Source organism: Streptomyces sp. NPDC049627 (genome assembly GCF_044465645.1).
Classification (GTDB): Bacteria; Actinomycetota; Actinomycetes; order Streptomycetales; family Streptomycetaceae; genus Streptomyces.
Window position 1 is genome coordinate 983360 of sequence record NZ_JBITLW010000001.1, and the last position, 23114, is coordinate 1006473.

Consider the following 23114-nt stretch of genomic DNA (forward strand, 5'->3'; position numbering starts at 1 on the left):
CACTGTCACCGAACCGCACGAGACAACACCCCTTCCCTTTTCAGGAGATCAAGCACGTGAACGAGAACACCCGTCACAAGACCCTGGCCGCGGCCACAGCCCACGCCTGGGACGCCTTCGTCATCGTCGTCGGCATGCTCAAGGGCGGCACCGGCAAGACCACCTCCGCCTGGTTCATCGCCCTCTACTACGCCGTCGTCCTCGACCTGCCGACGCTGCTCCTGGACGCCGACGCCACCAGCCAGTCCGCCTACGACTGGTTCAAGGTCGCCCAGGCCGCCGGCTTCGAGATCCCCGCCAACCTGGTGGTCGAGCGGTACCCGTTCGACGACATCGCCGAGTACGTCCGTGCCAAGCGGTCCGAGTTCGGCGCGATCGTGGTCGACGCCGGCGGCGGCAGCGCCCGCATCTTCCACGAGGCTGTTACCGAGGCGAACCTGCTGCTCGTGCCGGTCGCCCCCACCAAGATCGAGCGCCGCAAGCTCGTGGCCACCTTCGACGAGGCCGAGCGCGCCGCCGCCCGCAACGAGCGCGACGTCACCGCCCACGTGGTGCTGGTCAAGGCCGACGACCGCACCAGCCTGCCCCGCAACGCGAAGGACAAGCTGCTGGAGCCCGCCCAGGGCGAGGGCATCGGCCCGGACCGCGACGAGCCGTTCCCGCTCGCCGAGACCGTCATCCACTCCTGGGTGCACTACATGGAGGCCTTCGGCGAGATCCCGACCGAGCTGAGCGAGTACGCCGAGCTGATGAAGGAGCTGACGGCATGAGCGAGCGTATGAAGCCTCCAGCCCGCCGCACGGGTCGCACCCTGGGCGGGGCCAAGAAGGCGACCCCGCCGCCCCCTCCCCCGGCCGCCGAGCTCACCCCCGAGCAGTACGCCGCCGAACAGACTGCCGCCCAGGGCCAAGGCCGTCCCGCTGCGGGCGAGGCGCAGGTTCAGCCCGCGCCTTCCGCCGTTCCCGCCGAGGCATCGGCGCACGGCCGGACCGGGGCGGCGCCCGACGTGGCACAGACCTCTCCCCAGCCGACTGCCGAGGCGCCGAGCGGCCCCGTGCCGGAGCCGGCCACCAGTCAGCTGGTTCGCCCCGCTGACGTCGCCCCCGAGGCGGGGACGGAATCCGCTGGGGAGGCAATGGAGGGGCAGGTGCCACCTCCGGTCCTGGCCCCCGAGCCCGCAGCACGTACGGTCCAGCCCGCACAGTCGGCCGAGCACGATTCGCAGAACGGGCCGACTCAGAAAGCTGAGATGGCCGTACGCCATGCGGTTCTGCCGCCTACCACCAACACCGCGTTCCCGGTCAGCAGCGGAACGCCCGGTCCGCAGTACGAGCAGCACGCCGGTTCGCATGCGGCACCCGCTAACGGGACGTCATGGGAACACGGGCCCGGGCGCCCGAAGGATATCCCCGAGGTGGCGGTCGTCCTGAATCAGCGCATCATCGCGCGCGAGGGCCTCGACGCCTCGGTCCCCGCTGCGCTGAGGCTGAAGAAGCGGATTAAGCGGTTCGCGCTGGACAACGAACTCGATCACCTGCCCATGGGCGACATCGTCTCGGTCGCGCTGGACGAATGGCTTACCACCCGCGGCTTCTGACCCACCGTACGGCACAGGGGCGGCTGCGGCCCGGAAAGCTCACTGAGTGCGCGGCCGCCCCTTCCGCCGACTATTCCAATAGCCCAATAGGCGGCTAACTAGTCGCCTAGCCGGACCGACCGGAGCAATGTTCGTGCCCGACCTCTCCCACCACGCCCGTCGCCTGCGCGACATCGCAGACGCACTCGAAGCCCAGTCCCAGCCCACCGGCGATCCGCTCACTCCCCATCCCGACACTCTTGCGGTCATCGGCAACCGCCACATCAAACGCGGACAGCTCAACTACGCCGTCCCAGATGTCTTGCAACTCCAGCGGCGCATCCGCCGCTACAACGCCGAACAGGACATTCCCCACGGCGACATCGTCGCCCTGGCTCTCGACACCTGGCTTCGCGCCAAGGGCTACCCGCCCGATCTCAATCCGCCCCAGGCCGAAGCACCATAAGCGAACAGCCGAGCCAAATGCCGCTCGACTCCCCGCTGCACAGGCCTTCGTGTCACACCTGCTCCCCGACGAGCTTTCACTCCTTGGCCACGCGAGTAACAAATCGACTCGTACTTTCTGGAGCCCCCTTCTCATCATCGGCTCTTGTCAGAATGGTGCCCTTTCACTGGACGTCGAGCCGACGGCGCCTGCCGCCGTGGGGTTTTGCACGGACCGAGCGACCAGGGTCGGAACAGGCAGACTCGTCACCACGAACAGGTTCACGATGTCTTCCCGATCCATGAAAATGATGTGACGCCGCTTCGCCGCATCGAGACTGTTGATGATCCATGACCGCGCCTGTTTGGTGATTTCTCCGCCAGCAACGATGTAGGCGTGATCGACCAGGACACGTCTGTTGAAGTCTGGATCGAAAACCTCATGTCCGAGCATCATCAATGTCTGGTTGAGGATCTCGGCGACGTTCGCGTTCCCCTGCCTTGACATCCCTGCTGCATCGAGCTTGTTCTTCTTGACCTGAAGCCCGAAGTAAATGGCATGACTGGTCGGCAGGACGTACTTCATCCAGATGTCCTTGCCGTATTCCAGCGCCTTGTCCTTATGACCGGTCGCGGTGATGCGCTGATACCCGAGCTGCCGGAATAGAGGCAACAGCACTCTCTCGATCAAGTCGTCCTCTGAGCACCTATCGAGATAGCCGATCAGATCGTCCCGACGCTGGCGCTCCAACGTAGTCAGTGGACGGTGGGGATTCTGCGCCTGCTGTGCGATCGTGTTAGTGGCAATGTGCCGAACGTAGCACTTGCGGTCTTCCCCATAGAACGCCTCGTAGCCGTCCTGAACCAGTACGGTATTGAGATGAGCCAGAGCGCCGGGGCGTGATGCTTCCTCCTCCCTCGCATCCCGCTGGTCCATGAGTACCCGGATGACACGCGCGAATTCCAGAGGGACGCCATGAGGGCCATTTGCAGGTTCCTTGAGGACCTCCTTGAGGACATCGCCCACCCAGATCCGGCGGGTCGATCCGTCATGCTGGTACTCCATGCCCGCCTCGTCGAAGAACTCCGTAAGGCGGCTGCTGCTGCGATAGATGAAGTGCCTCAATGCCGGGACATCATCGCCACAGATCATTTCAGCCAGGTCACGGATGGTACGCCGACTGAGCTCCAACTTGGTCTCCTGGGTGCTCCGCACTTGTTCACTCACTGTAGCGAGCGGCACTGACAGGCTGTGTCGGTTCGCTGGCTTCCGACCTCCTTGGACTTCACTCGGTCCAGACCGCCCGTTGCAGCTTGACCGGTTCTCCAAAGCGTGCTTCTGCAGGCCCTGTTCAAGACGGTCAGAGAGATCGTGAAGCGTGTGGGCTGCTGATGGCAGGCGGGCAGGATCGGCATCTGAGGTGCGGTAGCCGACTCACGGGGGTATATCCGTTTAACCCCTACTAACGTGCTGCAAGGGGCATGTTGGTTGGGTGAGGGCACTGGGGCGACTGTGCTACCAGCCCAGGCTTTGTGGGAACAGGAGCACGTATGCACGTCGCGACCAGCAAGGTGTGGGCCCAGCAAATGGTGTTCGCCCGCAATGAGGTCCGCCAACTACTGGTGCCCTCCGGGCCTCTGGAAGTCCTAGAGACAGCCGCCAGCCTGGAGGTGGCCAGTGTCCAGGGCAGATGGCCGGCGATACGTGCCGGAGGCAAGGAGCCTGAGCAGCTGACAGCCGTCATACCCACCGTCAGAACGGGCGGACGTGTGGGGTGGATTGGCGACAGCGCGCTTCGCTCACCGCAGGCGGTGCTGGACTCGTTCGTTGACGGTATCGGGTTCCGCGACCACGCCGAACCGCACGCGCTGCGACGTCCGCAGATCGGCGCCCTTCACTCGGTGATCGGCTACTGGGCCTCCGGGGTGACCGCTCCGGGAATCGTGGTGATGCCTACGGGGACGGGTAAAACGGAGACGATGCTCGCGCTGCTCGTGGCCGCCCGGCCTGAGCGTCTGCTGGTTCTGGTGCCGACCGCCGCGCTGCGTGACCAGATCGCGGCGAAATTCGAGTCGCTCGGCATCCTGCACACCCACCAGATTGTCACTCCGAGCGTGATGCGGCCGGTGGTGGGCAAACTCCTGCACGGTTTCCGTGACGCTGCCGAGGCGGCGGCATTCGCTGCTGCCTGCAATGTGGTGGTCGCGACGCCGCACGCCCTGCAGGCCTGCGAGCCGGAGGCTCGCGAGGTACTGCTGGCTGCATTCAGCCACCTCATGGTCGACGAGGCCCATCATGCACCGGCGCCCAGCTGGTCACGCGTTGTCGAGGCGTTCTCCGACCGCCATGTCCTGCTGTTCACCGCCACTCCGTTCAGGGAGGACGGGCGCCCGGTTCCCGGCCGGACGATCTTTCGGTTCCCGCTCCGCGAGGCCCAACGGGATGGTTACTTCACCCCCGTCAACTACCGGGCTGTGCTCAGCCTGGAGGACACGGACCGGGCGCTCGCACAGCTGGCCGTGACACAGCTCCGTGCGGACCTGGATGCCGGGCTGGACCACATCGTGATGGCGCGGGCGCGGAGCATCGCGCGGGCCAAAGAACTCGGCGTGCTCTATCAATCCCTCGCTCCGGAGCTGAATCCGACCGTTCTGCACGAGAAAGTAGCGACCAGAGCTCGACGTGCGGCATTGGCCGCTCTCCAGGACCGGTCGTGCCGGATCGTGGTCTGCGTCGACATGCTCGGTGAAGGATTCGACCTGCCGGCCCTGAAGATCGCCGCACTGCACGACGTGAAGAAGAGCCTCAGCCCGATGATCCAGTTCATCGGACGGTTCACCCGCTCCACTTCCACCAACTCCACGATCGGAACGGCCTCGGTGTTCGTAGCCCGCGATCCGTCGGTCGCCCTGTCGCCGCTGCGTGAACTGCTGCGCGAGGACGCCGACTGGGACACGATCCTGCACGACATCACCGAACGCGCCACAGCGAGCGTGGAGGAGCTCAGCGACTTCGAGGCCTCCTTCACCGACACCCCGGAAGAGGTGTCGGTCACGGTGCTGGAACCCAAGATGAGCGCCATCGCCCACCGCGCTCCAGGCCACAACTGGACTCCGGAACGGGCCTTGGCCGTCTACGGCGACGGCCGCATCCTGGACAGCACCATCGCTGTCAACACCACTTCCACCGTCGCCTGGTTCGTCGTGGAGAACCGCAGCGAAGTCCGCTGGGGCGCCCCGCAAGCCCTGGAGCAGATCACCTACGAGCTGATCATCATGTACTTCAGCCGTATCCGAGGCCTGCTCTACATCCATGGCTCGAACAACACCGGCGACTACCGCGAACTCGCCCAGGCCGTCCTCGGCATGGACTCCCGACCGGTCACCGGCATGGTCACCTTCCGGGTGCTGGGCCACATGGAGCGCCTGATCCCCACCAACGTAGGCCTGCTGGATTCACGAGACCACTTCAACCGCTTCTCCATGCATGTTGGAAGCGACGTCTACGAGGCACTGACCACCGCCGACCGGCAGGGCAAGAGCCAGACCCACATCGCCGCCTCTGGATTCCGCAACGGGGAGAAGACCACCATCAGCGCCGCCTTGTCGGGACGGTTCTGGTCTATGCAGACCGCCCCCAATCTCAAGGCCTGGACCAACTGGTGCGACGAGCAGGGAGCCAAGCTCACCGACGCCAGCATCGACCTGGCCAGCGTCATGGACGGGTTCATCTTCCCCGAGGACCTCACCGAACGGCCCGAAGGCGTACTCATCGCGGCCGAATGGCCCTGGCCCCTGTTCACCGGCAGCGGGCCCGGCCCGCAGATCTCCTACGCCGGCACGTCCTATCCCGCCGTCGACGTGGCCCTGGAAGTCGCCGACCACTCCCCCACCGGCCCCTTCCGGCTTCGCCTGGCCACTCCTGCCTGGCAGATCTCCTACAGCGCCGACTTCACCCACAACGGGCTGACCTATACGCCCGACGAGTCGGACGGACATGTCCGCTCGGGAATCCACGAGTATCCGCTTCAGGAATGGATCAATCGAAACAAGCCCACCCTGTTCCTGGCGGGCGACAAGATGATCACCGCCGAGGACCGGTTGCTCGCCCCTCGCAAGGATCTCGACCCCTTCGACCGCAGGCGACTGAGCGTCTTGGATTGGGCCGGGGTAGATATCCAAAAGGAGTCGCAGACCGCCACGCGCGAACCCGACTCCATCCAGGCCTACATCTCCGCCCACCTGCAAGAGTCCCACGAGTTCGACGTCCTCATCGACGACGACCGCGCTCGCGAAGCAGCCGACCTGGTCGGAATGAAGATCGACGGAGACGAACTGGTCGTCACCCTGGTGCACTGCAAGTACTCCTCCGAGCCGACCCCCGGTGGCCGGGTGGCTGACTTGTACGAGCTGTGCGGCCAGGCCGTCCGTGGCGCGAAGTGGCGGCAGGACCACCTGGGCCCGCTCCTGAACCATCTGGACCGGCGCGCCAGAAGCTTCCGGGCACGCACCGGGGTCTCACCCTTCGAGGCCGGCAACATCGAAGAGCTGTACCGGATCCGGGAGCTTGCGCCGCAGTTGCGGCCTCGCATCCGCACAGTGCTCGCCCAGCCCGGGCTGTCTGCGGCCGCATGCACGGAAGAACAGCTGCGGCTGCTGGCCGGCGCCGACACCTACGTCCATGCCCTCACCCGAGGCACGTTCGTCGTCTACTGCAGTGCCTGACCAATCATCTATCCGAGGCACACGCGCGGGACTGCTGCACGATCGGGGGACACCTGACCTGGCTTGCTGAAAGGCAGCCTGGAAAGATGTCGCAGTGCCCAAGCCGTATCCGCTCGCCGCCGACTTCGGCGTCCACCCGATCACGCTGTCGAAGTGGCTGCGTCGTGCCGAAACCGACGAGGGCGCCAGGCCCGCAACGGCGTCGGGTGAATCGGCCGAACTGCGCGAGGCCCGGAAGCGGATCCGGCTGCTTGAGCAGGAGAACGAGGGTCTGCGGAGGGCTGCGGCGTATCTGTCGCAGGCGAACCTGCCGGCAAAATGATCCGCTCGTCCGCGAGCTGGCCGCCACCGCTGCCCCTGCCCGGGTGCCGGTGTTGAGCTCTTGCAGGGCGCGCAGGGCGCTGCGGCGGCCGGCGGCCGTTGTGGCGGTGTCCATCTCGTCCAGACCGTCGAGGACAGGCAGGATGTGGTGCCCCTGGACCAACTGCCGGGCGTCTGCGCGGCTGATGCCGCGGCCGCGGAACCGCTCGTGGACCTGGTCTGTGGGCCAATCCGGGAGGGGGCGGCTGGTGTCCCAGCTCGCCAGGGAGAGGCGAACCGGAACCATGTCGGCCTGCTTACGGTCGGGGTGCGTGAGCAGACCGAGGATGAGTTCGACGGCAAGCAGCGTCTTGCCGGCACCTGGTTCGCCAGTGATCACCAAACGGGCAGGGCGCAGATTCTGGTAATACGAGACGATGTCAATGAGCGAACCCCTGGGCATGGGCGCCACTAGCGTTGTTGGCGGGTTCGGGCCGGTGGGTGAAGGTCAGGTCGATGCGGTGGGCGCCGGGGCCGATTAGTTGAGCTCGCTGCCGGGCCTCGTCGACAGCTACGGCGGCGGCCAAGCTCTTGACCTTCGTGTCGGTGTCTGCCGCGGCCTCGGTACGGTCGGCCCGGTAGGCGCCGGGCAAGCTCGGCGCCAGTGCGACGGCTGTGACGGCTAAGGGGCCACATCAAACCGTTTGGACAGCCACAGCGCCAGTGCCGCGGCAGCGGGCTGCAGGATCAGATAGACAACAGCGACCGGCGTGTGCGTGATGCCCCCATGCGAGGCATCTTCCGGGTCCACGCCTCCGCCGAGTAAGAAATCATCTTCATTCGTTTCGAGTCGACCAAAGCGGGCGGCACGTGCGCACCTAGGGACTGAAGCCGAGCAACTCTTGGTCCATTCAGAGCCCCGGTGGGGAGATTCAGTTTCAGCGAGCGTCGAGTGCCTCGCACAGTCACCGCGGCCGCAGTGACGCCGGGCCGCGCACAGCCGCTCACAACCAGCTCAGGAACACCGTGTGTACGTCCAGTTCCTCGTCAGCGAGATCGGTCGCCGTTCCTTTCCGTGTGGTCGGCACCACCCGGAGGTCGGGCGCCTGGTACCCGTAGTCGGGGTCCTGCTCGGCATTGGGCCGGTGGACGGAGACGATGAACTTCGTCCCGTCGGGCGACACCAGCATCCCCTCCGCGACGGTGCCGTCCTGCGGGCCGACCACGCTGATCGGTGCGCCCGCGGCGCGGCCGGTGCGAGCGTTCATGGTCCGAAACGAACCGGACGACGTGCGGCACAGCACCCGGTCGTCACCGGCCCAGCCGACGACGCCGGCGCATCCGCTGAGCAGCACGGCACCGCGCGCCGACGTTCTGCTGAGCGGGCCTGAGGAGTTCCAGGTGTCGAAGACGGTGCCGAAGACTTTGGGTGCGGTCGCTGTGAGTCGGCGGCCGTCCGGTGCGAGGTGCACCATGTTCGCCTGGATGGCGCGCGCGGGCTTGCCCGTGATGGTCAGAGGCAGGTCGTTCCCCGCGGCCGGGCCCTCGTCCGACAGGTGGTGGTCGCCCTCGGCGGACCGGGAACCGATCCTCTTCCGGCCGTGGCGGTCCGTGTACGTGAACCACACGCTGCGCCCGTCCGGCGACATCACCGCGTTCTGCTCGTCGTCGCCCGCGGCATCGCTCAGGCGCACGAAGTCGTCCTGTTCTGCGTCGCTCTTGACGAAACCGACGTGAGAGGCGGTCTTCCTTGCGGGGTCCCGGAGGATCACCGCCATGCGCGTGTAGGACAGGTCGAAGAGCGCGCGGACCCGGGGAGCGATGTGTTCCAGGCGGTCCGTGGGATAGGGGGCCGGTGCGTCCGATTTACCGGCGCAGAGGTCTGCGAGTGGGCTGTGGATCGTCTTGGCACCGGAATAGTTGTTGAACGCGGCGTCCTCCGGAACGGCGAACCACCGTGTCGCGCGCGGTTTCCAGCTCTCCGGGTCCCATGCCGTCACGGCGACGCCGACGTAGCGGGCGCCTACGCCGCACCTGGCGGTGACGACCGTGTCCTTGCGGGTGAAGGGACTGTCCGCAAGGGCGTATCCGCGGTTGCCCAGGTAGGGCGCCGAGCGCGCCGAAGGCCCGGACGCGGGCTGCTCGCTCGGTTGGGAGGTGCAGGCCTGAAGGGGCAGGATCGCGAGGACCGCAAGGACCGCAGCTTTTCCGGCTAGACCAGGCCGCACATCGGCTCCTTGGTCTTCTGGTGGCACGCCGTCCAGGGGACGGCCCCGAAGACCCACGTCTGCCGGGGGTCGGCGGGGACGGACTCCGTGCGGATGCGCAGCGCCTTCCCGTCGCTGTCCTTCAACTGCAGCCACTGCGCCTTCTGGTAGGCGTCGATGTAGTGGACCTTGATCCCCCACTCGCACGACTGTCCTGGCGGCGCGATCGCCTCCACGCGCATGGCGCCCGAGGACTGGCCGTTGCCAACCTCAATGTTGTGGGTGTCGAAGTAGGGCTCGCCCTGTCCCTCGTCATCGTCGGTCAGCACCGGCTCGCCGCCTCGGGGCGGGACGTGGACCCGGATCCCCTGGTAGGCGACTCCGCCCTGCGAGGGATAGCCGACGACCGTCTTCGCGGTGCTCGGCCGGCAGCTGACGTCGGTTGCTTTCCAGTCGTCGATGACCACGGGGGCGGACCGGGTGCTCAGTACTCTCAGCTTGAAGGTGCCCGAGAGTTCCAAGCGGCCGGTCGACGTCCGCTGCGTGTACTGCTCCGGGGCGTGCTCCAGGTAGGACGCGTAGGTCAACAGGCGGCCGCCGAGTGACTTGAGGTACGCGAAGGCGGCGGAGGCGTCATTACTGGACGTCAGTTTCCGCGTCTCGCCTTTGGTCAGTTCGCGGTCGAGGACCATGACCCAGTCCTGGCGTGGGTCGCCTAACTCGGTTTGCACGGACGCCGTGAAGGGCGCTTGGGAGGCGTCGTACCCCTTGTTGGAATCGTTCTCCCTGGTCACGCTCGGCTTGATCATGTAGTAGCTAAGCAGCGCGCCACCCAGCATGCCCAGGAGACCCACCGTCGCCGTCACCGACAGCCACAGGATCTTCTTGCGCCGGGAGGCAGCAGGGTCCACTCCAAGCGCTTCGGAGGTGATCGCCCCTAAGCTGTCATCGCGTCCGCCTCCCGTATCGGCGGACCTCTCCGGCGGGGGCTGACTAGGGGCAGACGGCGCGGTGGCGTCCGAGCCTCCTTGCTGCCCCGTCGGCTCTGGAGCGTTGTCTCTCGCGGCGCTCGGCTGCGGGTCCGGTGTCCCGTCCGGTGCAGTTGCGGTCATGCCAGCTCCCCCACGTCGTAATACGTCCTGTGCGCTCGGTACAGGACACAGGCGTCCGTACAGAACCCAGCTGTACGGGGCGCTCGCCATGCCTCGCGGCCCACCATAAGGAAACGCACCGTCGCTGTCTCGTCACTTGGGACAACCGCCCCATGTTCCGTCACTGCCCGTCGCCATCGCGATGGCGCTCGGGGCGCGGAGTCTGCTGGAGTCCGAGCGGCTCCAGTCCCACCACCAGGGCCGGTTCGGCCCTGCGCCTTCGGACTCGACGATGCGTCGCCTGCTGGCCGAACTGGGCGACAAGACCGTGCTGGAGATCGCGAAGGTGCAGCGACGGGTGCGCCGGCACCTGTGGATGCTGCTCCACCTGCGGCCCGCCAGCTTCCCGTGGCTCACTGTCGCCGGACGGAGGCTGGCGGGCTGACTCGTCGTTCACCTGGAGGTCACGGTCATCACGAGCGCGTCCAGGAAGGCAGGGGGCCGCGGCCACGTTCAAAGGCACGTTCGCCTTCCACCCGCTGGGCAGCTGGCTGGCGGACGCCGGCGAGAGCCTCGCGATGGAACTGCGGGCGCGTAACACAGGGGCGAACACCGCGGACGACCACGTCCGAGTCCTTGCCTCAGATACCGCACTCTTCCCGGTCGAAGACCTTGTCCGCGTCGACGCCGCGGGCGCCATCTACGGCCTGCCGGAACACCTTCAGGGGCTGAACACGAAGCGGCGCACGGTCCGTTACACGATCGGCTGGAAGATCACACCCAAGGACGAGGCGGCGATCAAGAAGCCGCCGTAGTTCAGGCGCTGTCCCGCCAGCGTCGAGGTACCTGCACCGGCGAACGGCGGCGGCCTATGGTCGACCTCCTCCTCCGCCCGTTGCGGGAACGGCTCGTCGGCAGCTGCACCATCTACCGCGAGCCCGCGGCCCCCGCGGACGTCAAGGAGAAGGTACGGGAGGGTCTCACAGGCCACGCACACGGCGAACTCCCGGCGCGACTCAGGCCCCGGTGCCGGGGCGTACGCGCTCCAACGGCACTGGGGCCCGGTCGTGGTCAGACTGGGATACGGATCTTCAGGCGCTGCTTCGGAAGCCGCGCATCGTTCCGCTGCGGTTGGCCCTGCTCCTTCGCCAGCCGCCGTCGGCGCATCATGACGAACGGCAGGGCGGTGAGCAGACCGAGCGTCGCGGCGTAGAGGCCATACGGCCACGGCCAGCTCAGCCCGAACAAGCGGTCGAGCGATACGCCGCCCGGTCCGGTGAACGCGACTCCCAGCGCCGTGACCGCGTAGAGCAGCGGGGTCTCGTAGCCGCCGTTCTGCACCCACAGGCCGTTTCGCATGTGTATGGCGGCCGCGGCGGTCATCGTGCCGACGATGACGGCGGCGGCGAGCGGGGTCAGCAGGCCCAGTGTCAGCAGCAGGCCACCGGTCAGCTCGGCGAGGCCGGCCAGCAGAGCCAGGCGACGTCCTGGCCGGTAGCCGACGCTGTCGAAGAAGGCGCCCGTGCCGGCGAGCCCGTGCCCGCCGAACCAGCCGAAGAGCTTCTGGGCGGCGTGCCCGATGAGCAGCATTCCGACGATGACACGAATGAGGAAGAGTCCGACAGTCATCATTGCCCCTCCTTCACACGTCCCATGATTCCCCGATTGCGGGGATGCGAATGATTCCCTGGTTGCGGTGGTGCGAACGTCACGCGCGTCCGGCCATCAGGTCCTCAGACCTGCGCGGTCCAGGCATGCGCCGCTCTGTTGTCGGCGTTTGGTGCCGCTCCGCGGTACCAACTGTGCTGACTGGCGCGGGGCTTCCTCGCAGGGGCCGCGGGATCACATCCGTGATCAGGTCGTCCAGTGTGGTGCCGGACTTACCGAACCTCTCGAAGGCGTCCCCCCACCACTCGAAGATCTGCCCGTACCTCACCAGGGCTTGCCAGCACCTCTTGAGAACCGATGACGCTACGGACCAGAACATCACCATCACCCCATTCGGAGAGGAATGTCCATCTCAAGGATGAGGAATACAACCGCAAGGCCCCTGAGGGCTGATGCGCCGCGTGGGGCGTTGACAGGCCGGGTCACCCACCCCCGTCGGCCGTTGCTCGGCACCAGCACACCTCACGTGCGGACAGGCGATGAGGCCGCAAGCCGAACCCGGCCGAACAGCAGGGCGTAACCGGGCGGGAGCAGACGGATGATGCGCTCTGTGAGCTGGTCACCCGCAGCGTCCGCCACCACGCTCAGGACCGAGCTGACGTCCCAGTGGGCAGTCGTGGGAGTGGCTCCATCGATCCGGGCCGCCACGCTGTCGACGAACTGCTCACCAGTCAGCGGTTTGCTAACGGGTACCTGCTCGGCAATGACCTTGGCGGCCTCGACAGGAAGCCGCTTGACCAGATCGGCCTTCGCGGGACCGGTCAGGTGCCCGCCCAGTGTGGAGAGCACGATCTTTGTGATCCGCTCGGCCTCCTTGGTGGTGGAGTACCCCCCGCGCTCGCGCACTTCCTCCACGAGTTCGCTCCATCGCATCTCCGGTACCCCTTCCTTCATTCTGTTCGCCGATCTCCGAGCCAAAGGCGCCGACGACGATGTCATACACGGTGCGTGCAGGAGAAGGGCCGGCCGCCGGCAGTGCGAAGCGAGGGCTCCCACCGGAAGCCGGCGCAGCCCGCTTCAGGCGTCGATCTGCTTCGGAGGCTCGCCGCCCGAGATCTGGATCTTCCGCGACTTGGCTTCCTCGGCCACCGGGATGCGGAGCGTGAGGACCCCGGCATCGTACGAGGCGTCGATCCGCTCGGTGTCGAGGCTGTCGCCGAGGAACAGCTGGCGGCTGTACGTCCCGGTCGGGCGCTCGGCTGCGATCACCTGTGCCGCATCCGGTGCCGACGAGCGGCGGACGACGCGGACGGTGAGGATGTTCCGGTCGACGTTGAGGTCGATGGTCTCGGGGTCGACACCTGGGATGTCGAAGTGGACCACGAATGCGTCATCCGCGCGGTATGCCTCCATCGGCATGGCGGTGGGCCAGGACCTCGTACCGAGCGCCTGCTGGGTGAGTCGATCCAGTTCACGGAACGGGTCGGTGCGCATGAGCATCACTGGTCATCTCCTTTCGAACGACGGATCCGGTCTGCGATGCCCGTACACCATTCATATAACTCAGAGAAGAAAACTTGACAAGCATGGGCTCATATTTCCCCGGGCCGGGCCCGTGCCCTGGGAGCGATCAGCGCCGCCCATCCAGGATGATCTTCCATACGCGCGTTGCCACCTGCAGATTGAGCCGGGTGTCGACATCCGCCAGGTCGCGGTCGCTGATCTCACGGATGCGCTGCAGCCGGTAGCGCAGGGTGCTGCGGTGGACTGTCAGCGCTGCGGCCGCCTCGTCGTAGTTGCCTCCGCAGTCGAAATAGCGACAGAGTGTTTCCACCAACTCCGTGTCGTGCTCCGCGTCGTAGTCGATCAGCTGGCCGAGCCACTCTCGCACGAAGCCTTCGAGTTCCCGGAGATCGTTTCCGGGCCCCAGGATCCGGTACAGCCCAAGGTCGTCGAAGAACGTCGTCCCGCTGCGCTGGCGGGAGTTCTGCCGCACCTCCAGCGCCCGCAGTGCCTCCTGATAGCAGCGTGGAACGCCGTCCGGGGAGTCGCAGCGGGTGCTCACCCCGATAGCTCCGTCGGGCCTCCCCAGCTCATGGGCCAGCGCCGCGTGCACCGCATCGTGGTCGGGCCTCGCTTCGGTCAGCAGTACCACGCGGTCGCCGCGACGGGTGATCAACGGACGGGCCGCTGTCGTGGCCGTTGCGTGCTCGACGGCCCGGGTGAAGGAGTCGTCTGCGGCGTTGCCCGGCCAGTGCACCACGACCACGTAATGGGTACGTCGCAGGTCGTGGCCGAGGGCTTCGGCCCGGGCGTAGGCGCTCGTCTCGTCGGTGCCCTCCAGGAGGTCGTCGATCAGTTGGCGGCGCAGCCGCAGTTCGACCTCGGTGAGCTCGCGCGTATGCAGGAGCTCCTGAGCGAGCAGGCGCTGGGCGTGGTCCAAGGCGAACATGGTGTGCTCGTCGGCCGTCGCCTCGGGGTCCTCGAGGGCGAGTACGCCGAGGACGTCGCCGCGTGGCTGGGCCAGGGCGATCAGCCGGGCCTTGACCCTGACCGGGCCCGCCTCGCGCGCGACCTGGCGCAGCATCTCTTCCTGGTAGGTCGGGGACCGCACCGGATGAGGGGCGGGCCGGCCGGGGCCGGCCCAGGACCTCAGGTTGCCGAACTGGTCCTCGATGAGCGCTGACAGCCCGGTGAGCTCGTACAGCGCTTGGGTGATGGCGTCCTCGCCGCCGCCCCGGGCAGCGACACGGGCGAGGGTCTCGTGCACGGTCTTCTGCAGGTGCAGCTCGGAGCGCGTCGTGTCCAGCTGCCGCAGTGCGGTGTCCCGTTCGGTGCGCAGGCGGCTCAATTCGCCGGCGTTGTCGTGCTGCGCGGCGCGCGTGGCCGCCAGTGACAGGGCCGCCGATGTGAGTCCCACGAGGGTCGAGAGGAGGAAGCGCCCCTGCTCATCGGGTCCGGAGTGGGAGGAGACCACGATGTAGCCGAGCAGACCGCCGGCCCCACGCAGGCCGAAGGCCCAGTTCCAGGACCGCTCCGGAAGGGATACGGAGCCGTCAGCCTCGCCCAACTCCTTCATGCGTGCGTCGTCGATCGCTGGCGTTCCCGCGTCGTGGCCGGGGACGCGGGACAGACCGTCGCCCGTCGCGAGGTATCCGGCCTCGGAGTTGTAGGGACCAAGGGCACTGACATGCCGCATGGCCAGACGCACGATCTCACTCTGCTCCGTGCAGGTGAAGAGGGTGCGGGACAACACCAGCAGCCCGTACGGGTCCAGCGCCGCGAGCGAACGGGGGTCGCGCCGTTCGGTGCCCGCGGTGTCGCCCGGGAGACGGGACACTTCCCGGCCGGAGACGTCAGAGGACAACCTCTGTGACGGACGGCGGGCCATAGATCACTCCGTTCTCCGGTCTTCGGAGGCGATCGAGTGAATCGTTGGGATCCACGCCTGTGCGAGCCCCGCGTACCCAGCCTAGGCAAGGTCACCCGGCTTATCAGGATGTAGCGGCCTTGTTCTCATGGAGTGACTCACTGCGTCGATTCCTGACCTGCCGGGTGCAGGCGGAGCGCGCTGCGCTCCTGCAACTCTGGGCCTGTCAGGGATCGCCGGGCGCACCGGTGGCCGTGGCAGGAAGGACTGGCTGATGAACGAGCAGGCCCGCAGGACCATCGCCTCGTACACGACCTACCAGGAGGCGGAACGCGCCGTCGATCACCTTTCCGATCAGGGTTTCCCCGTCGAGAGGGTGGCCATCATCGGGCAGGACGTGCGCCTGGTCGAGCAGGTCACCGGCCGCATGGGACCCGGCGGCGCCGCCCTGCACGGCGCGGCGAGCGGCGCTCTGCCCGGTGCACTGATCGGTTGGATCTTCGGGCTGCTGAACTGGCTGGATCCGGTCGTGTCGGGGCTGCTCCTCGCCTTGTACGGGCTGGTTTTCGGAGCACTGGTCGGCGCGCTGTTCGGCCTGCTGGTGCACGCGGCCCAGCGTGGCCGCCGGGACTTCGCCTCGGTGAGCTTCATGCAGCCCGGCCGGTACGACGTCGTCGCCGACGACGCAGTCGCCGAGGAGGCGGTGCAGCTGCTGGCCGAGCTGCCCACCGGGATCGACACCAGCACAAGCGGCGGGGCTTGGAAGAGCCGCCCGCGGAGCGGTCCCGCCGTCACCTGAGCGAGTGCGGAAGACCGGGCGCGACTCTGAGGCGAACGGGGGCCGCCCGTCGCGGAAGGAGTTCCTCATGGCCAAGGCAGTAGGCATCGACCTGGGCACCACGAACTCGGTGATCGCCGTCTGGGAGGGCGGCGAGCCGACGGTCGTTCCCAACAGCGAGGGCAACCGCACGACGCCGTCCGTGGTGGCCTTCACCGACACCGGCGAGCGCCTGGTGGGCCAGCTAGCCCGTCGGCAGGCGATTCTCAACCCCAAGGGCACCATCTACTCGGCCAAGCGGTTCATCGGCCGGCATTTCGACGAGATCTCCGAAGAGGCCAAGGCCGTCGCGTACGACGTGGTCGAGGGGGACGGCGGGGCGGCGCGCTTCCAGGTGCGCGACAAGCTCTACGCGCCCGAGGAGATCAGCGCGCAGGTGCTGCGCAAGCTCGCCGACGACGCCTCCAAGCAGCTGGGGGAGCGGGTCACGGAGGCGGTCATCACGGTGCCCGCCTACTTCAACGACGCCCAGCGCACCGCCACCAAGGACGCCGGACGGATCGCCGGCCTGGAAGTGCTGCGGATCATCAACGAGCCGACCGCGGCCGCCCTGGCCTACGGCATGGACAAGAAGCAGCACGAGACGGTGCTCGTCTTCGACCTGGGCGGTGGCACCTTCGACGTCAGCATCCTCGACGTCGGCGACGGCGTGGTGGAGGTACGGTCCACGGCGGGCGACAGCCATCTGGGCGGCGACGACTTCGACCGCAGGCTGGTCGACCAGCTCGCCGACGGCTTCCAGAAGGAGAACGGCATCGACCTGCGCCAGGACCCACAGGCCCTGCAGCGCCTGTTCGAGGCCGCAGAGAAGGCCAAGACCGAGCTCAGCTCGGTGACCCAGACGCAGGTCAGCCTGCCATTCGTCACGGCCGACGCCTCCGGGCCCAAGCATCTGACCACGACGATCATGCGGTCCACGTTCGAGCAGATCACCGGCGACCTGGTGGAGCGCTGCCTGGGTCCGGTGCGGCAGGCCATGGACGATGCCAAGGTCAGTGACAGCGACATCGACGAGGTCATCCTCGTCGGCGGCTCCACCCGCATCCCGGCCGTCCAGGCCCTGGTGCGGAGGCTGACCGGCGGCAAGGACCCCAACATGAGCGTCAACCCCGACGAGGTCGTGGCGATGGGCGCCGCGATCCAGGCCGGGGTCCTCAAGGGCGAGGTCAAGGATGTCCTGCTGCTCGATGTCACCCCGTTGTCGCTGGGCGTGGAGACACGCGGCGGCGTGATGACGAAGATCATCGAGCGGAACACCACGATCCCGGTGCGCCGCTCCGAGACCTTCTCCACCGCCGAGGACAACCAGCCCGCCGTCGATGTCGTCGTCCTGCAGGGCGAGCGGGAGAGGGCCGCCGACAACCGGGTTCTGGGTCGCTTCCAGCTCACCGACATCCGCCCCGCGCCGCGCGGAGAGCCGCAGATCGAGGTCATCTTCGACATCGACGCCAACGGCATCCTCAACGTCACCGCGCGGGACAAGGACACCGGCAAGGAGCAGGGCATCACCATCAGCGAGAGCTCCAACCTCGATCGCAGCGAGGTCGAGCGGATGGTCGAGGAGGCCGAGCGCAACCGCGGCGAGGACCAGGCCCTGCGCGAGGCGGTCGACGCCCGCAACGAACTGGACGCCATCGCCTACCAGGTCGAAAAGCGTCTCGGCGAGCTCGGCGACGCCGCGCCCGCCCACGAGAAGGCCCGCGCCGAGATGCTGGTGTCCGAGGCCCGCGAGGCGGTCAAGAACGAGGCCGGGGCGGACAAGGTCCGGCCGCTGACGTCCGAACTCCAGCAGGTCTTCGCGGGGCTCGCGGCCCACCAGGCGGGAGCCGCCACCGGCGGTCCGACGGGCACCGGCTCACCGGACGGATCCGGTCCCGGCGGGGCCGCGCCGGGCGGCGCCGGGGACGACGACGATGTGATCGACGCCGAGTTCGACAAGGGCTGAGGTGGCCCGCCATGCCCAAGCCACACCGAGGCCGAGAACCCGACCCGCCACCGGAAGGCGCCGTACAGCCGCCGCGCGGGGACCTTACGCAGCCTGGACCGCCGGCCGAGGAGGCCGAGCCGGGGCCCGACGCAGCAACCGGCACCGCCGCACCTGACGATGAACACGCGGCCGCGCTGCGCGAGGACGACGAATACGCGGCCGCGCTGCGAGAGGCCGAGGACCGCTGGCGCCGCGCCCTGGCCGACCTTGACAACCTGCGCAAACGTCACGTCAGGGAGCTGGAGCGGGTGGCCGCGGCCGAACGCGCCCGTACGGCTGCGGCCTTCCTGCCCGTCATCGACAACCTGGAACTTGCCCTGAGCCACGCGGCCGCCGACCCCGGTGCGATCGTCGAGGGTGTCCGGGCCGTGCGTGACCAGGCCGTGAGCGTCCTGGAGCGGCTGGGCTACCCGCGCCACGCGGAGAGGGGCGTGTCGTTCGACCCGGCGCGGCACGAGGTGGTCGGCGTGGTCCAGGATTCCGACGCCGATCCGAACACCGTGGTCCAGGTGGTGCGACCCGGTTACGGGGAGGCCGAGCGGCAGCTGCGGCCTGCCGCCGTGACCGTCGCCAAGCGGGAGTGACCGTCCATGGCACGCGACTTCTACGAGGTGCTCGGCGTTGCGCGCACCGCCGACCGGGATGAGATCCAGCGGGCCTACCGCACCCTCGCCCGCAGGTACCACCCCGACGTCAACAAGGACCCCCAGGCGGAGGAGCGGTTCAAGGAGATCAATGAGGCCTTCAGTGTCCTGTCCGATCCGGAGCAGCGAGCCCGGTACGACCGCTTCGGCGAGGACTTCCGGAAGGTCCCGGAGGACTGGGAGGAGCGGGTAGGCGCCGGTGCCGGAGCGGGCGGCGGATTCCGGTGGGCCACCGGCGGCGGCCCCCGGGTGCGGTACTCCACGGGAGGTTTCGGGGGCGAGGGGGTCGACGTCGAGGATCTGTTCGGCTCGCTGTTCGGCGGCGCCGGGCGGATGCGTGTGCCCGGCGCCGACCAGGAGGCCGAACTGCCGCTCACCGTCGAGGAGGCCTATAGGGGCGGCCGCCGTACGGTCACCCTCGCCGGGCCGTCCGGGCAGCGGAGCTACCAGGTCGACGTGCCGCCCGGCACCACCGACGGCCAGCGCATCCGGCTGGCCGGGGAGGGCGGGCGCGGGAGCGGAGACGACGCTCCCTCCGGGGACCTGTACCTGAGGGTGCGGATCCAGCCCCACCCCGAGTTCCGCCTCGACGGCCGGGACGTGCACGTGCGGCTTCCGGTCACCCCGTGGGAGGCGGCGCTGGGCGCGACCGTGCCCGTGCCCACACCGGGCGGTGCCACAGCGAAGGTGACCGTGCCCGCCGGATCCTCCAGCGGACGGCGCCTGCGGCTGCGCGGCGAGGGCATGCCGGGCCCGCGCGGTGCGAACGGAGACCTGTACGCGGAGTTGCGGATCATGGTGCCGCCCCGGCTGAGCGACCGGGAGCGCGAGCTGTTGGAGGAACTTGCCGCTGTCTCCTCGTTCGACCCCAGGAGGACCTGATGACCGACCGACCGGCCGAGGCCCGCCCGTCCCCCGCACGCACGCACGAGGTGGGCGCGCAGTACGCGATCGTGCCTGTGCCCAGGCTGTCCCTGGAGACCGTGGCCCGCCGCTCAGGCCTGCATCCCGACCTGATCCGTCGGTTCGTCGCCCTCGGACTGGTGGACGCCGGCCGTGACGCCTCCGGACGGCTGGTGTTCGCCCCCACGGCCCCAGCCGCCCTGGCCCGCGTCCAGCGGTTGCGCACCGGGCTGTGCCTGAACTACGCATCCCTCGGTCTGGTGCTTGACCTGCTCGACCGCATCAGCCTGCTCGAAGCCGCCCTGCGGCGTGCAGGCATGAGGAGTGATCTACCGCCATGGACATGAACCGCCTGACTCAGAAGTCACAGGAAGCCCTGCAGGAGGCCCAGAGCGCTGCCGGCCGCCTGGGCCACACCGAGGTCGACGGCGAGCATCTGCTGCTCGCCCTCCTCGACCAGGAGGAGGGCCTGATCCCGCGGCTGCTGCAGCAGGCGGGCACCGAGCCCAAGGAACTGCGCGCGGCCGTACGCGAGGACCTCTCCCGCCGGCCCAAGGTGACCGGCCCGGGCGCGGCGCCGGGCCAGGTCTTCGTGACCCAGCGCCTGGCCCGGCTGCTGGATGCGGCCGAGCGGGAGGCCAAACGTCTCAAGGACGAGTACGTGTCCGTGGAACACCTGCTGCTGGCGCTGGCCGAGGAGGGCTCGGCGACCGCCGCCGGGCGCATGCTGAAGGAGCACGGCGTGACCCGGGATTCCTTCCTCGGCGCGCTCACTCAGGTCCGCGGCAACCAGCGCGTGACCTCCGCCAATCCCGAGGTGGCCTACGAGGCTCTGGAGAAGTACGGTCGCGACCTGGTCCTTGAGGCTCGGTCCGGGCGGCTGGACCCGGTCATCGGCCGTGACGCGGAGATCCGCCGCGTCACCCAGATCCTCAGCCGCAAGAGCAAGAACAACCCCGTCCTGATCGGCGATCCCGGCGTCGGCAAGACTGCAATTGTGGAGGGTCTGGCCCAGCGCATCGTTCGCGGGGACGTGCCCGAGGGCCTGCGCGACAAGACGGTGTTCGCGCTCGACATGGGCTCGCTCGTGGCGGGCGCCAAGTACCGAGGCGAGTTCGAGGAACGCCTTAAGGCCGTGCTGAGCGAGGTGAAGGCCGCCGAGGGGCGGATCCTGCTCTTCGTCGACGAGTTGCACACGGTCGTCGGCGCGGGTGCCGCCGAAGGGGCCATGGACGCGGGCAACATGCTCAAGCCCATGCTGGCACGGGGCGAACTGCACATGATCGGCGCGACGACCCTGGACGAGTACCGCAAGCACATCGAGAAGGACGCCGCCCTCGAACGCCGCTTCCAACAGGTCCTGGTCGACGAACCCAGCGTGGAGGACACCATCTCCATCCTGCGCGGCCTGCGCGAACGCCTGGAGGTCTTCCACGGTGTCAAGATCCAGGACACAGCGCTGGTCGCGGCGGCGACGCTCTCCCACCGCTACATCACCGACCGGTTCCTGCCCGACAAGGCAATCGACCTCGTCGACGAGGCCTGCGCCCGGCTGCGTACCGAGATCGACTCGATGCCCGCCGAACTCGACGAGATCACCCGCCGGGTGACCCGCCTGGAGATCGAGGAGGCGGCCCTGTCCAAGGAGACCGATGCCGCCAGCAAAGCCCGTCTGGAGGAGCTGCGCAAGGAACTGGCCGACCTGCGCGGCGAGGCCGACGCCAAACACGCCCAGTGGGAGGCCGAACGGCAGGCGATCCGCCGCGTGCAGGAACTGCGCCAGGAACTGGAGCAGGTCCGCCACGAGGCGGAGGAGGCCGAACGGGCCTACGACCTCAACCGCGCCGCCGAACTCCGCTACGGCCGCCTCCAGGACCTGGAACGCCGACTGGCGGCCGAGGAGGAGCAACTGGCCGCCAAGCAAGGGCAGAACCGGCTGCTGCGCGAGGTTGTCACCGAGGAGGAGATCGCCGAGATCGTCGCCGCCTGGACCGGCATCCCCGTCAGCCGCCTGAAGGAGGGCGAACGCGAGAAGCTGCTGCGCCTCGACGAGATCCTGCGCGAGCGCGTGATCGGCCAGGACGAGGCCGTCAAGCTCGTCGCCGACGCCATCATCCGCGCCCGCTCCGGCATCCGCGATCCGCGCCGCCCCATCGGCTCGTTCATCTTCCTCGGCCCCACCGGCGTCGGGAAGACCGAGCTGGCCAAGACGCTCGCCCGGGCCCTGTTCGACTCCGAGGAGAACATGGTCCGCCTCGACATGAGCGAGTACCAGGAACGGCACACCGTCAGCCGGCTCATGGGGGCTCCGCCCGGATACGTCGGCTACGAGGAGGGCGGCCAGCTCACCGAGGCCGTACGCCGCAAGCCGTACTCGGTCGTGCTGTTCGACGAGATCGAGAAGGCGCACACCGATGTCTTCAACACCCTGCTGCAGATCCTCGACGACGGCCGCATCACCGACGCCCAGGGCCGCACCGTCGACTTCCGCAACACCGTGATCATCATGACGTCCAACATCGGCTCCGAGCACCTCCTCGACGGCGCCACCGCCGAGGGCGAGATCAAGCCGGACGCCCGCGCTCTGGTTATGGGCGAACTGCGCGGGCACTTCCGCCCGGAGTTCCTCAACCGTGTCGACGACATCGTGCTGTTCAAACCGCTTGGTGAGCGGCAGATCGAGCGGATCGTGGAGCTGCAGTTCGACGAACTGCGCAGTCGTCTCGCCGAACGCCGCATCACCGTCGAACTCACCGACGCCGCCCGGGAGTTGATCGCCCACCAGGGCTACGACCCGGTGTACGGGGCACGACCACTGCGGCGCTACATCTCCCACGAGGTCGAAACCCTCGTCGGGCGCGCCCTGCTGCGCGGTGACGTCCAGGACGGCGCGACGGTCCGCGTCGACGCCGAGCACGGAGAGCTGGTGGTCACCTACGACCAGCCCGAGGGCATGAAGGGAGCGAGGGCGGCATGAGCACCGTGCAGGCCACCAACGTCACCTGTCCGCACTGCGGGCGCACCAACCGGGTGCCGGCGGCCGCCGAGGGCCGCCCCAGGTGCGGCAACTGCAAGCAGCCGCTGCCGTGGATGGCCGACGCGGGCGACGACGACTTCGCCGAGGTCGTCGAGCAGGCCACCGTGCCCGTCGTCGTCGACCTGTGGGCCACCTGGTGCGGCCCTTGCCGCATGGTGAGCCCCGCGCTGGAGAAGGTCGCCGCCGATCTCGCGGGAAAGATCAAACTGGTCAAGGTCGACATCGACAAGAACCCGGGCCTGGCGCGGCGGTTCGAGGTCCAGGCGGTACCGACGCTGCTGGTCCTCGACCGGGGCGAGACGGTGGCCCGGCAGGCGGGGGCGGCGCCCGCGCCCGTTCTGCGCCAGTGGGTGGAAGAGTCGATCACTGCCCGGAAAGGGTGAT

21 protein-coding genes and 1 pseudogene are annotated in these 23114 nt (G+C 68.1%); 14 read left to right on the forward strand and 8 right to left on the reverse strand.

Annotated elements, in window-relative coordinates:
• The first annotated feature begins 56 nt into the window (after positions 1-56).
• The 3 genes from ACIBU0_RS04330 to ACIBU0_RS04340 all read left to right on the forward strand — a co-directional run bounded on the left by ACIBU0_RS04330 (position 57) and on the right by ACIBU0_RS04340 (position 2042).
• The gene (locus ACIBU0_RS04330) at positions 57-770 is read left to right on the forward strand and encodes a ParA family protein (protein WP_398811393.1); all 714 of its coding nucleotides are present in this window, start codon (positions 57-59) and stop codon (positions 768-770) included.
• Positions 767-1597, forward strand: a complete 831-nt coding sequence (locus ACIBU0_RS04335) for a hypothetical protein (protein ID WP_398811396.1) — start codon at positions 767-769, stop codon at positions 1595-1597. The genes ACIBU0_RS04330 and ACIBU0_RS04335 overlap by 4 nt, the downstream gene beginning before the upstream one ends.
• A gap of 127 nt (positions 1598-1724) precedes the next feature.
• The gene (locus ACIBU0_RS04340; protein ID WP_398811399.1) at positions 1725-2042 is read left to right on the forward strand and encodes a hypothetical protein; all 318 of its coding nucleotides are present in this window, start codon (positions 1725-1727) and stop codon (positions 2040-2042) included.
• 147 nt (positions 2043-2189) lie between these two features.
• Here ACIBU0_RS04340 and ACIBU0_RS04345 read toward each other — a convergent pair whose 3' ends face one another.
• Positions 2190-3236, reverse strand: a complete 1047-nt coding sequence (locus ACIBU0_RS04345; protein ID WP_398811402.1) for a hypothetical protein — start codon at positions 3234-3236, stop codon at positions 2190-2192.
• A gap of 335 nt (positions 3237-3571) precedes the next feature.
• On the opposite strand from ACIBU0_RS04345, the gene ACIBU0_RS04350 reads away from it, so the two are divergent.
• Entirely contained in the window at positions 3572-6745 is a 3174-nt protein-coding gene (locus tag ACIBU0_RS04350) for a DEAD/DEAH box helicase (protein ID WP_398811405.1), read from the forward strand.
• Between the two features lie 94 nt (positions 6746-6839).
• The gene (locus ACIBU0_RS04355; RefSeq protein ID WP_398811408.1) at positions 6840-7067 is read left to right on the forward strand and encodes a transposase; all 228 of its coding nucleotides are present in this window, start codon (positions 6840-6842) and stop codon (positions 7065-7067) included.
• A gap of 9 nt (positions 7068-7076) precedes the next feature.
• Here ACIBU0_RS04355 and ACIBU0_RS04360 read toward each other — a convergent pair.
• The 3 genes and pseudogenes from ACIBU0_RS04360 to ACIBU0_RS04370 form a co-directional block, all read right to left on the reverse strand.
• Positions 7077-7508 (reverse strand): annotated as a pseudogene (locus ACIBU0_RS04360) (NACHT domain-containing protein); the annotation flags it as partial.
• A gap of 541 nt (positions 7509-8049) precedes the next feature.
• Positions 8050-9273: a hypothetical protein gene (locus ACIBU0_RS04365; RefSeq protein WP_398811411.1), complete on the reverse strand. Its 1224-nt coding sequence runs from the start codon at positions 9271-9273 to the stop codon at positions 8050-8052.
• Positions 9258-10163 (reverse strand): hypothetical protein, encoded by a 906-nt coding sequence (locus tag ACIBU0_RS04370; protein WP_398811414.1) that lies wholly within the window; start codon positions 10161-10163, stop codon positions 9258-9260. Before ACIBU0_RS04370 ends, ACIBU0_RS04365 begins: the two co-directional genes overlap by 16 nt.
• Before the next feature lie 337 nt (positions 10164-10500).
• Between ACIBU0_RS04370 and ACIBU0_RS04375 the strand changes: the two genes are divergently transcribed.
• Complete coding sequence (locus tag ACIBU0_RS04375) at positions 10501-10788, forward strand: hypothetical protein (protein WP_398811416.1); 288 nt, start codon at positions 10501-10503, stop codon at positions 10786-10788.
• 133 nt (positions 10789-10921) lie between these two features.
• The gene (locus ACIBU0_RS04380; protein WP_398811419.1) at positions 10922-11158 is read left to right on the forward strand and encodes a hypothetical protein; all 237 of its coding nucleotides are present in this window, start codon (positions 10922-10924) and stop codon (positions 11156-11158) included.
• 256 nt (positions 11159-11414) lie between these two features.
• Here ACIBU0_RS04380 and ACIBU0_RS04385 read toward each other — a convergent pair whose 3' ends face one another.
• From ACIBU0_RS04385 to ACIBU0_RS04400, 4 genes are all read right to left on the reverse strand, one after another.
• Positions 11415-11975, reverse strand: a complete 561-nt coding sequence (locus ACIBU0_RS04385) for a DoxX family protein (RefSeq protein ID WP_398811422.1) — start codon at positions 11973-11975, stop codon at positions 11415-11417.
• A gap of 498 nt (positions 11976-12473) precedes the next feature.
• On the reverse strand, positions 12474-12866 hold the full coding sequence (locus tag ACIBU0_RS04390; protein ID WP_398811425.1) for a DUF2267 domain-containing protein: 393 nt from the start codon (positions 12864-12866) through the stop codon (positions 12474-12476).
• 162 nt (positions 12867-13028) lie between these two features.
• Positions 13029-13451 (reverse strand): Hsp20/alpha crystallin family protein, encoded by a 423-nt coding sequence (locus ACIBU0_RS04395; protein WP_398811428.1) that lies wholly within the window; start codon positions 13449-13451, stop codon positions 13029-13031.
• A 130-nt stretch (positions 13452-13581) separates the two neighbouring features.
• Complete coding sequence (locus tag ACIBU0_RS04400) at positions 13582-15291, reverse strand: PucR family transcriptional regulator (protein ID WP_398811430.1); 1710 nt, start codon at positions 15289-15291, stop codon at positions 13582-13584.
• A 304-nt stretch (positions 15292-15595) separates the two neighbouring features.
• On the opposite strand from ACIBU0_RS04400, the gene ACIBU0_RS04405 reads away from it, so the two are divergent.
• From ACIBU0_RS04405 to trxA, 7 genes are all read left to right on the forward strand, one after another.
• Positions 15596-16120 (forward strand): general stress protein, encoded by a 525-nt coding sequence (locus tag ACIBU0_RS04405; protein WP_398811433.1) that lies wholly within the window; start codon positions 15596-15598, stop codon positions 16118-16120.
• Between the two features lie 67 nt (positions 16121-16187).
• On the forward strand, positions 16188-18104 hold the full coding sequence (dnaK, locus tag ACIBU0_RS04410; protein ID WP_398811435.1) for a molecular chaperone DnaK: 1917 nt from the start codon (positions 16188-16190) through the stop codon (positions 18102-18104).
• 11 nt (positions 18105-18115) lie between these two features.
• Positions 18116-18730, forward strand: a complete 615-nt coding sequence (gene grpE, locus ACIBU0_RS04415) for a nucleotide exchange factor GrpE (protein ID WP_398811438.1) — start codon at positions 18116-18118, stop codon at positions 18728-18730.
• A gap of 6 nt (positions 18731-18736) precedes the next feature.
• Positions 18737-19672, forward strand: coding sequence for a DnaJ C-terminal domain-containing protein (locus ACIBU0_RS04420; RefSeq protein WP_398811441.1), 936 nt, complete (start codon positions 18737-18739; stop codon positions 19670-19672).
• A complete protein-coding gene (locus ACIBU0_RS04425; RefSeq protein ID WP_361267183.1) occupies positions 19672-20040 on the forward strand; it encodes a chaperone modulator CbpM in 369 nt (122 codons plus the stop codon). The genes ACIBU0_RS04420 and ACIBU0_RS04425 overlap by 1 nt, the downstream gene beginning before the upstream one ends.
• The gene (clpB, locus tag ACIBU0_RS04430) at positions 20031-22670 is read left to right on the forward strand and encodes an ATP-dependent chaperone ClpB (protein ID WP_398811444.1); all 2640 of its coding nucleotides are present in this window, start codon (positions 20031-20033) and stop codon (positions 22668-22670) included. Before ACIBU0_RS04425 ends, clpB begins: the two co-directional genes overlap by 10 nt.
• The gene (gene trxA / locus ACIBU0_RS04435; protein WP_398811447.1) at positions 22667-23113 is read left to right on the forward strand and encodes a thioredoxin; all 447 of its coding nucleotides are present in this window, start codon (positions 22667-22669) and stop codon (positions 23111-23113) included. Before clpB ends, trxA begins: the two co-directional genes overlap by 4 nt.
• Position 23114 lies beyond the last annotated feature (1 nt).

Bases quoted from the DNA above. Each gene is read 5' to 3' on its own strand.
- ACIBU0_RS04335 (WP_398811396.1), top strand. From the start codon at position 767: ATGAGCGAGCGTATGAAGCCTCCAGCCCGCCGCACGGGTCGCACCCTG.
- ACIBU0_RS04340 (WP_398811399.1), top strand. From the start codon at position 1,725: ATGTTCGTGCCCGACCTCTCCCACCACGCCCGTCGCCTGCGCGACATC.
- ACIBU0_RS04350 (WP_398811405.1), top strand. From the start codon at position 3,572: ATGCACGTCGCGACCAGCAAGGTGTGGGCCCAGCAAATGGTGTTCGCC.
- ACIBU0_RS04380 (WP_398811419.1), top strand. From the start codon at position 10,922: ATGGAACTGCGGGCGCGTAACACAGGGGCGAACACCGCGGACGACCAC.
- ACIBU0_RS04385 (WP_398811422.1), bottom strand. From the start codon at position 11,975: ATGATGACTGTCGGACTCTTCCTCATTCGTGTCATCGTCGGAATGCTG.
- ACIBU0_RS04395 (WP_398811428.1), bottom strand. From the start codon at position 13,451: ATGCTCATGCGCACCGACCCGTTCCGTGAACTGGATCGACTCACCCAG.
- ACIBU0_RS04405 (WP_398811433.1), top strand. From the start codon at position 15,596: ATGAACGAGCAGGCCCGCAGGACCATCGCCTCGTACACGACCTACCAG.
- dnaK (WP_398811435.1), top strand. From the start codon at position 16,188: ATGGCCAAGGCAGTAGGCATCGACCTGGGCACCACGAACTCGGTGATC.
- grpE (WP_398811438.1), top strand. From the start codon at position 18,116: ATGCCCAAGCCACACCGAGGCCGAGAACCCGACCCGCCACCGGAAGGC.
- ACIBU0_RS04420 (WP_398811441.1), top strand. From the start codon at position 18,737: ATGGCACGCGACTTCTACGAGGTGCTCGGCGTTGCGCGCACCGCCGAC.
- ACIBU0_RS04425 (WP_361267183.1), top strand. From the start codon at position 19,672: ATGACCGACCGACCGGCCGAGGCCCGCCCGTCCCCCGCACGCACGCAC.
- clpB (WP_398811444.1), top strand. From the start codon at position 20,031: ATGGACATGAACCGCCTGACTCAGAAGTCACAGGAAGCCCTGCAGGAG.
- trxA (WP_398811447.1), top strand. From the start codon at position 22,667: ATGAGCACCGTGCAGGCCACCAACGTCACCTGTCCGCACTGCGGGCGC.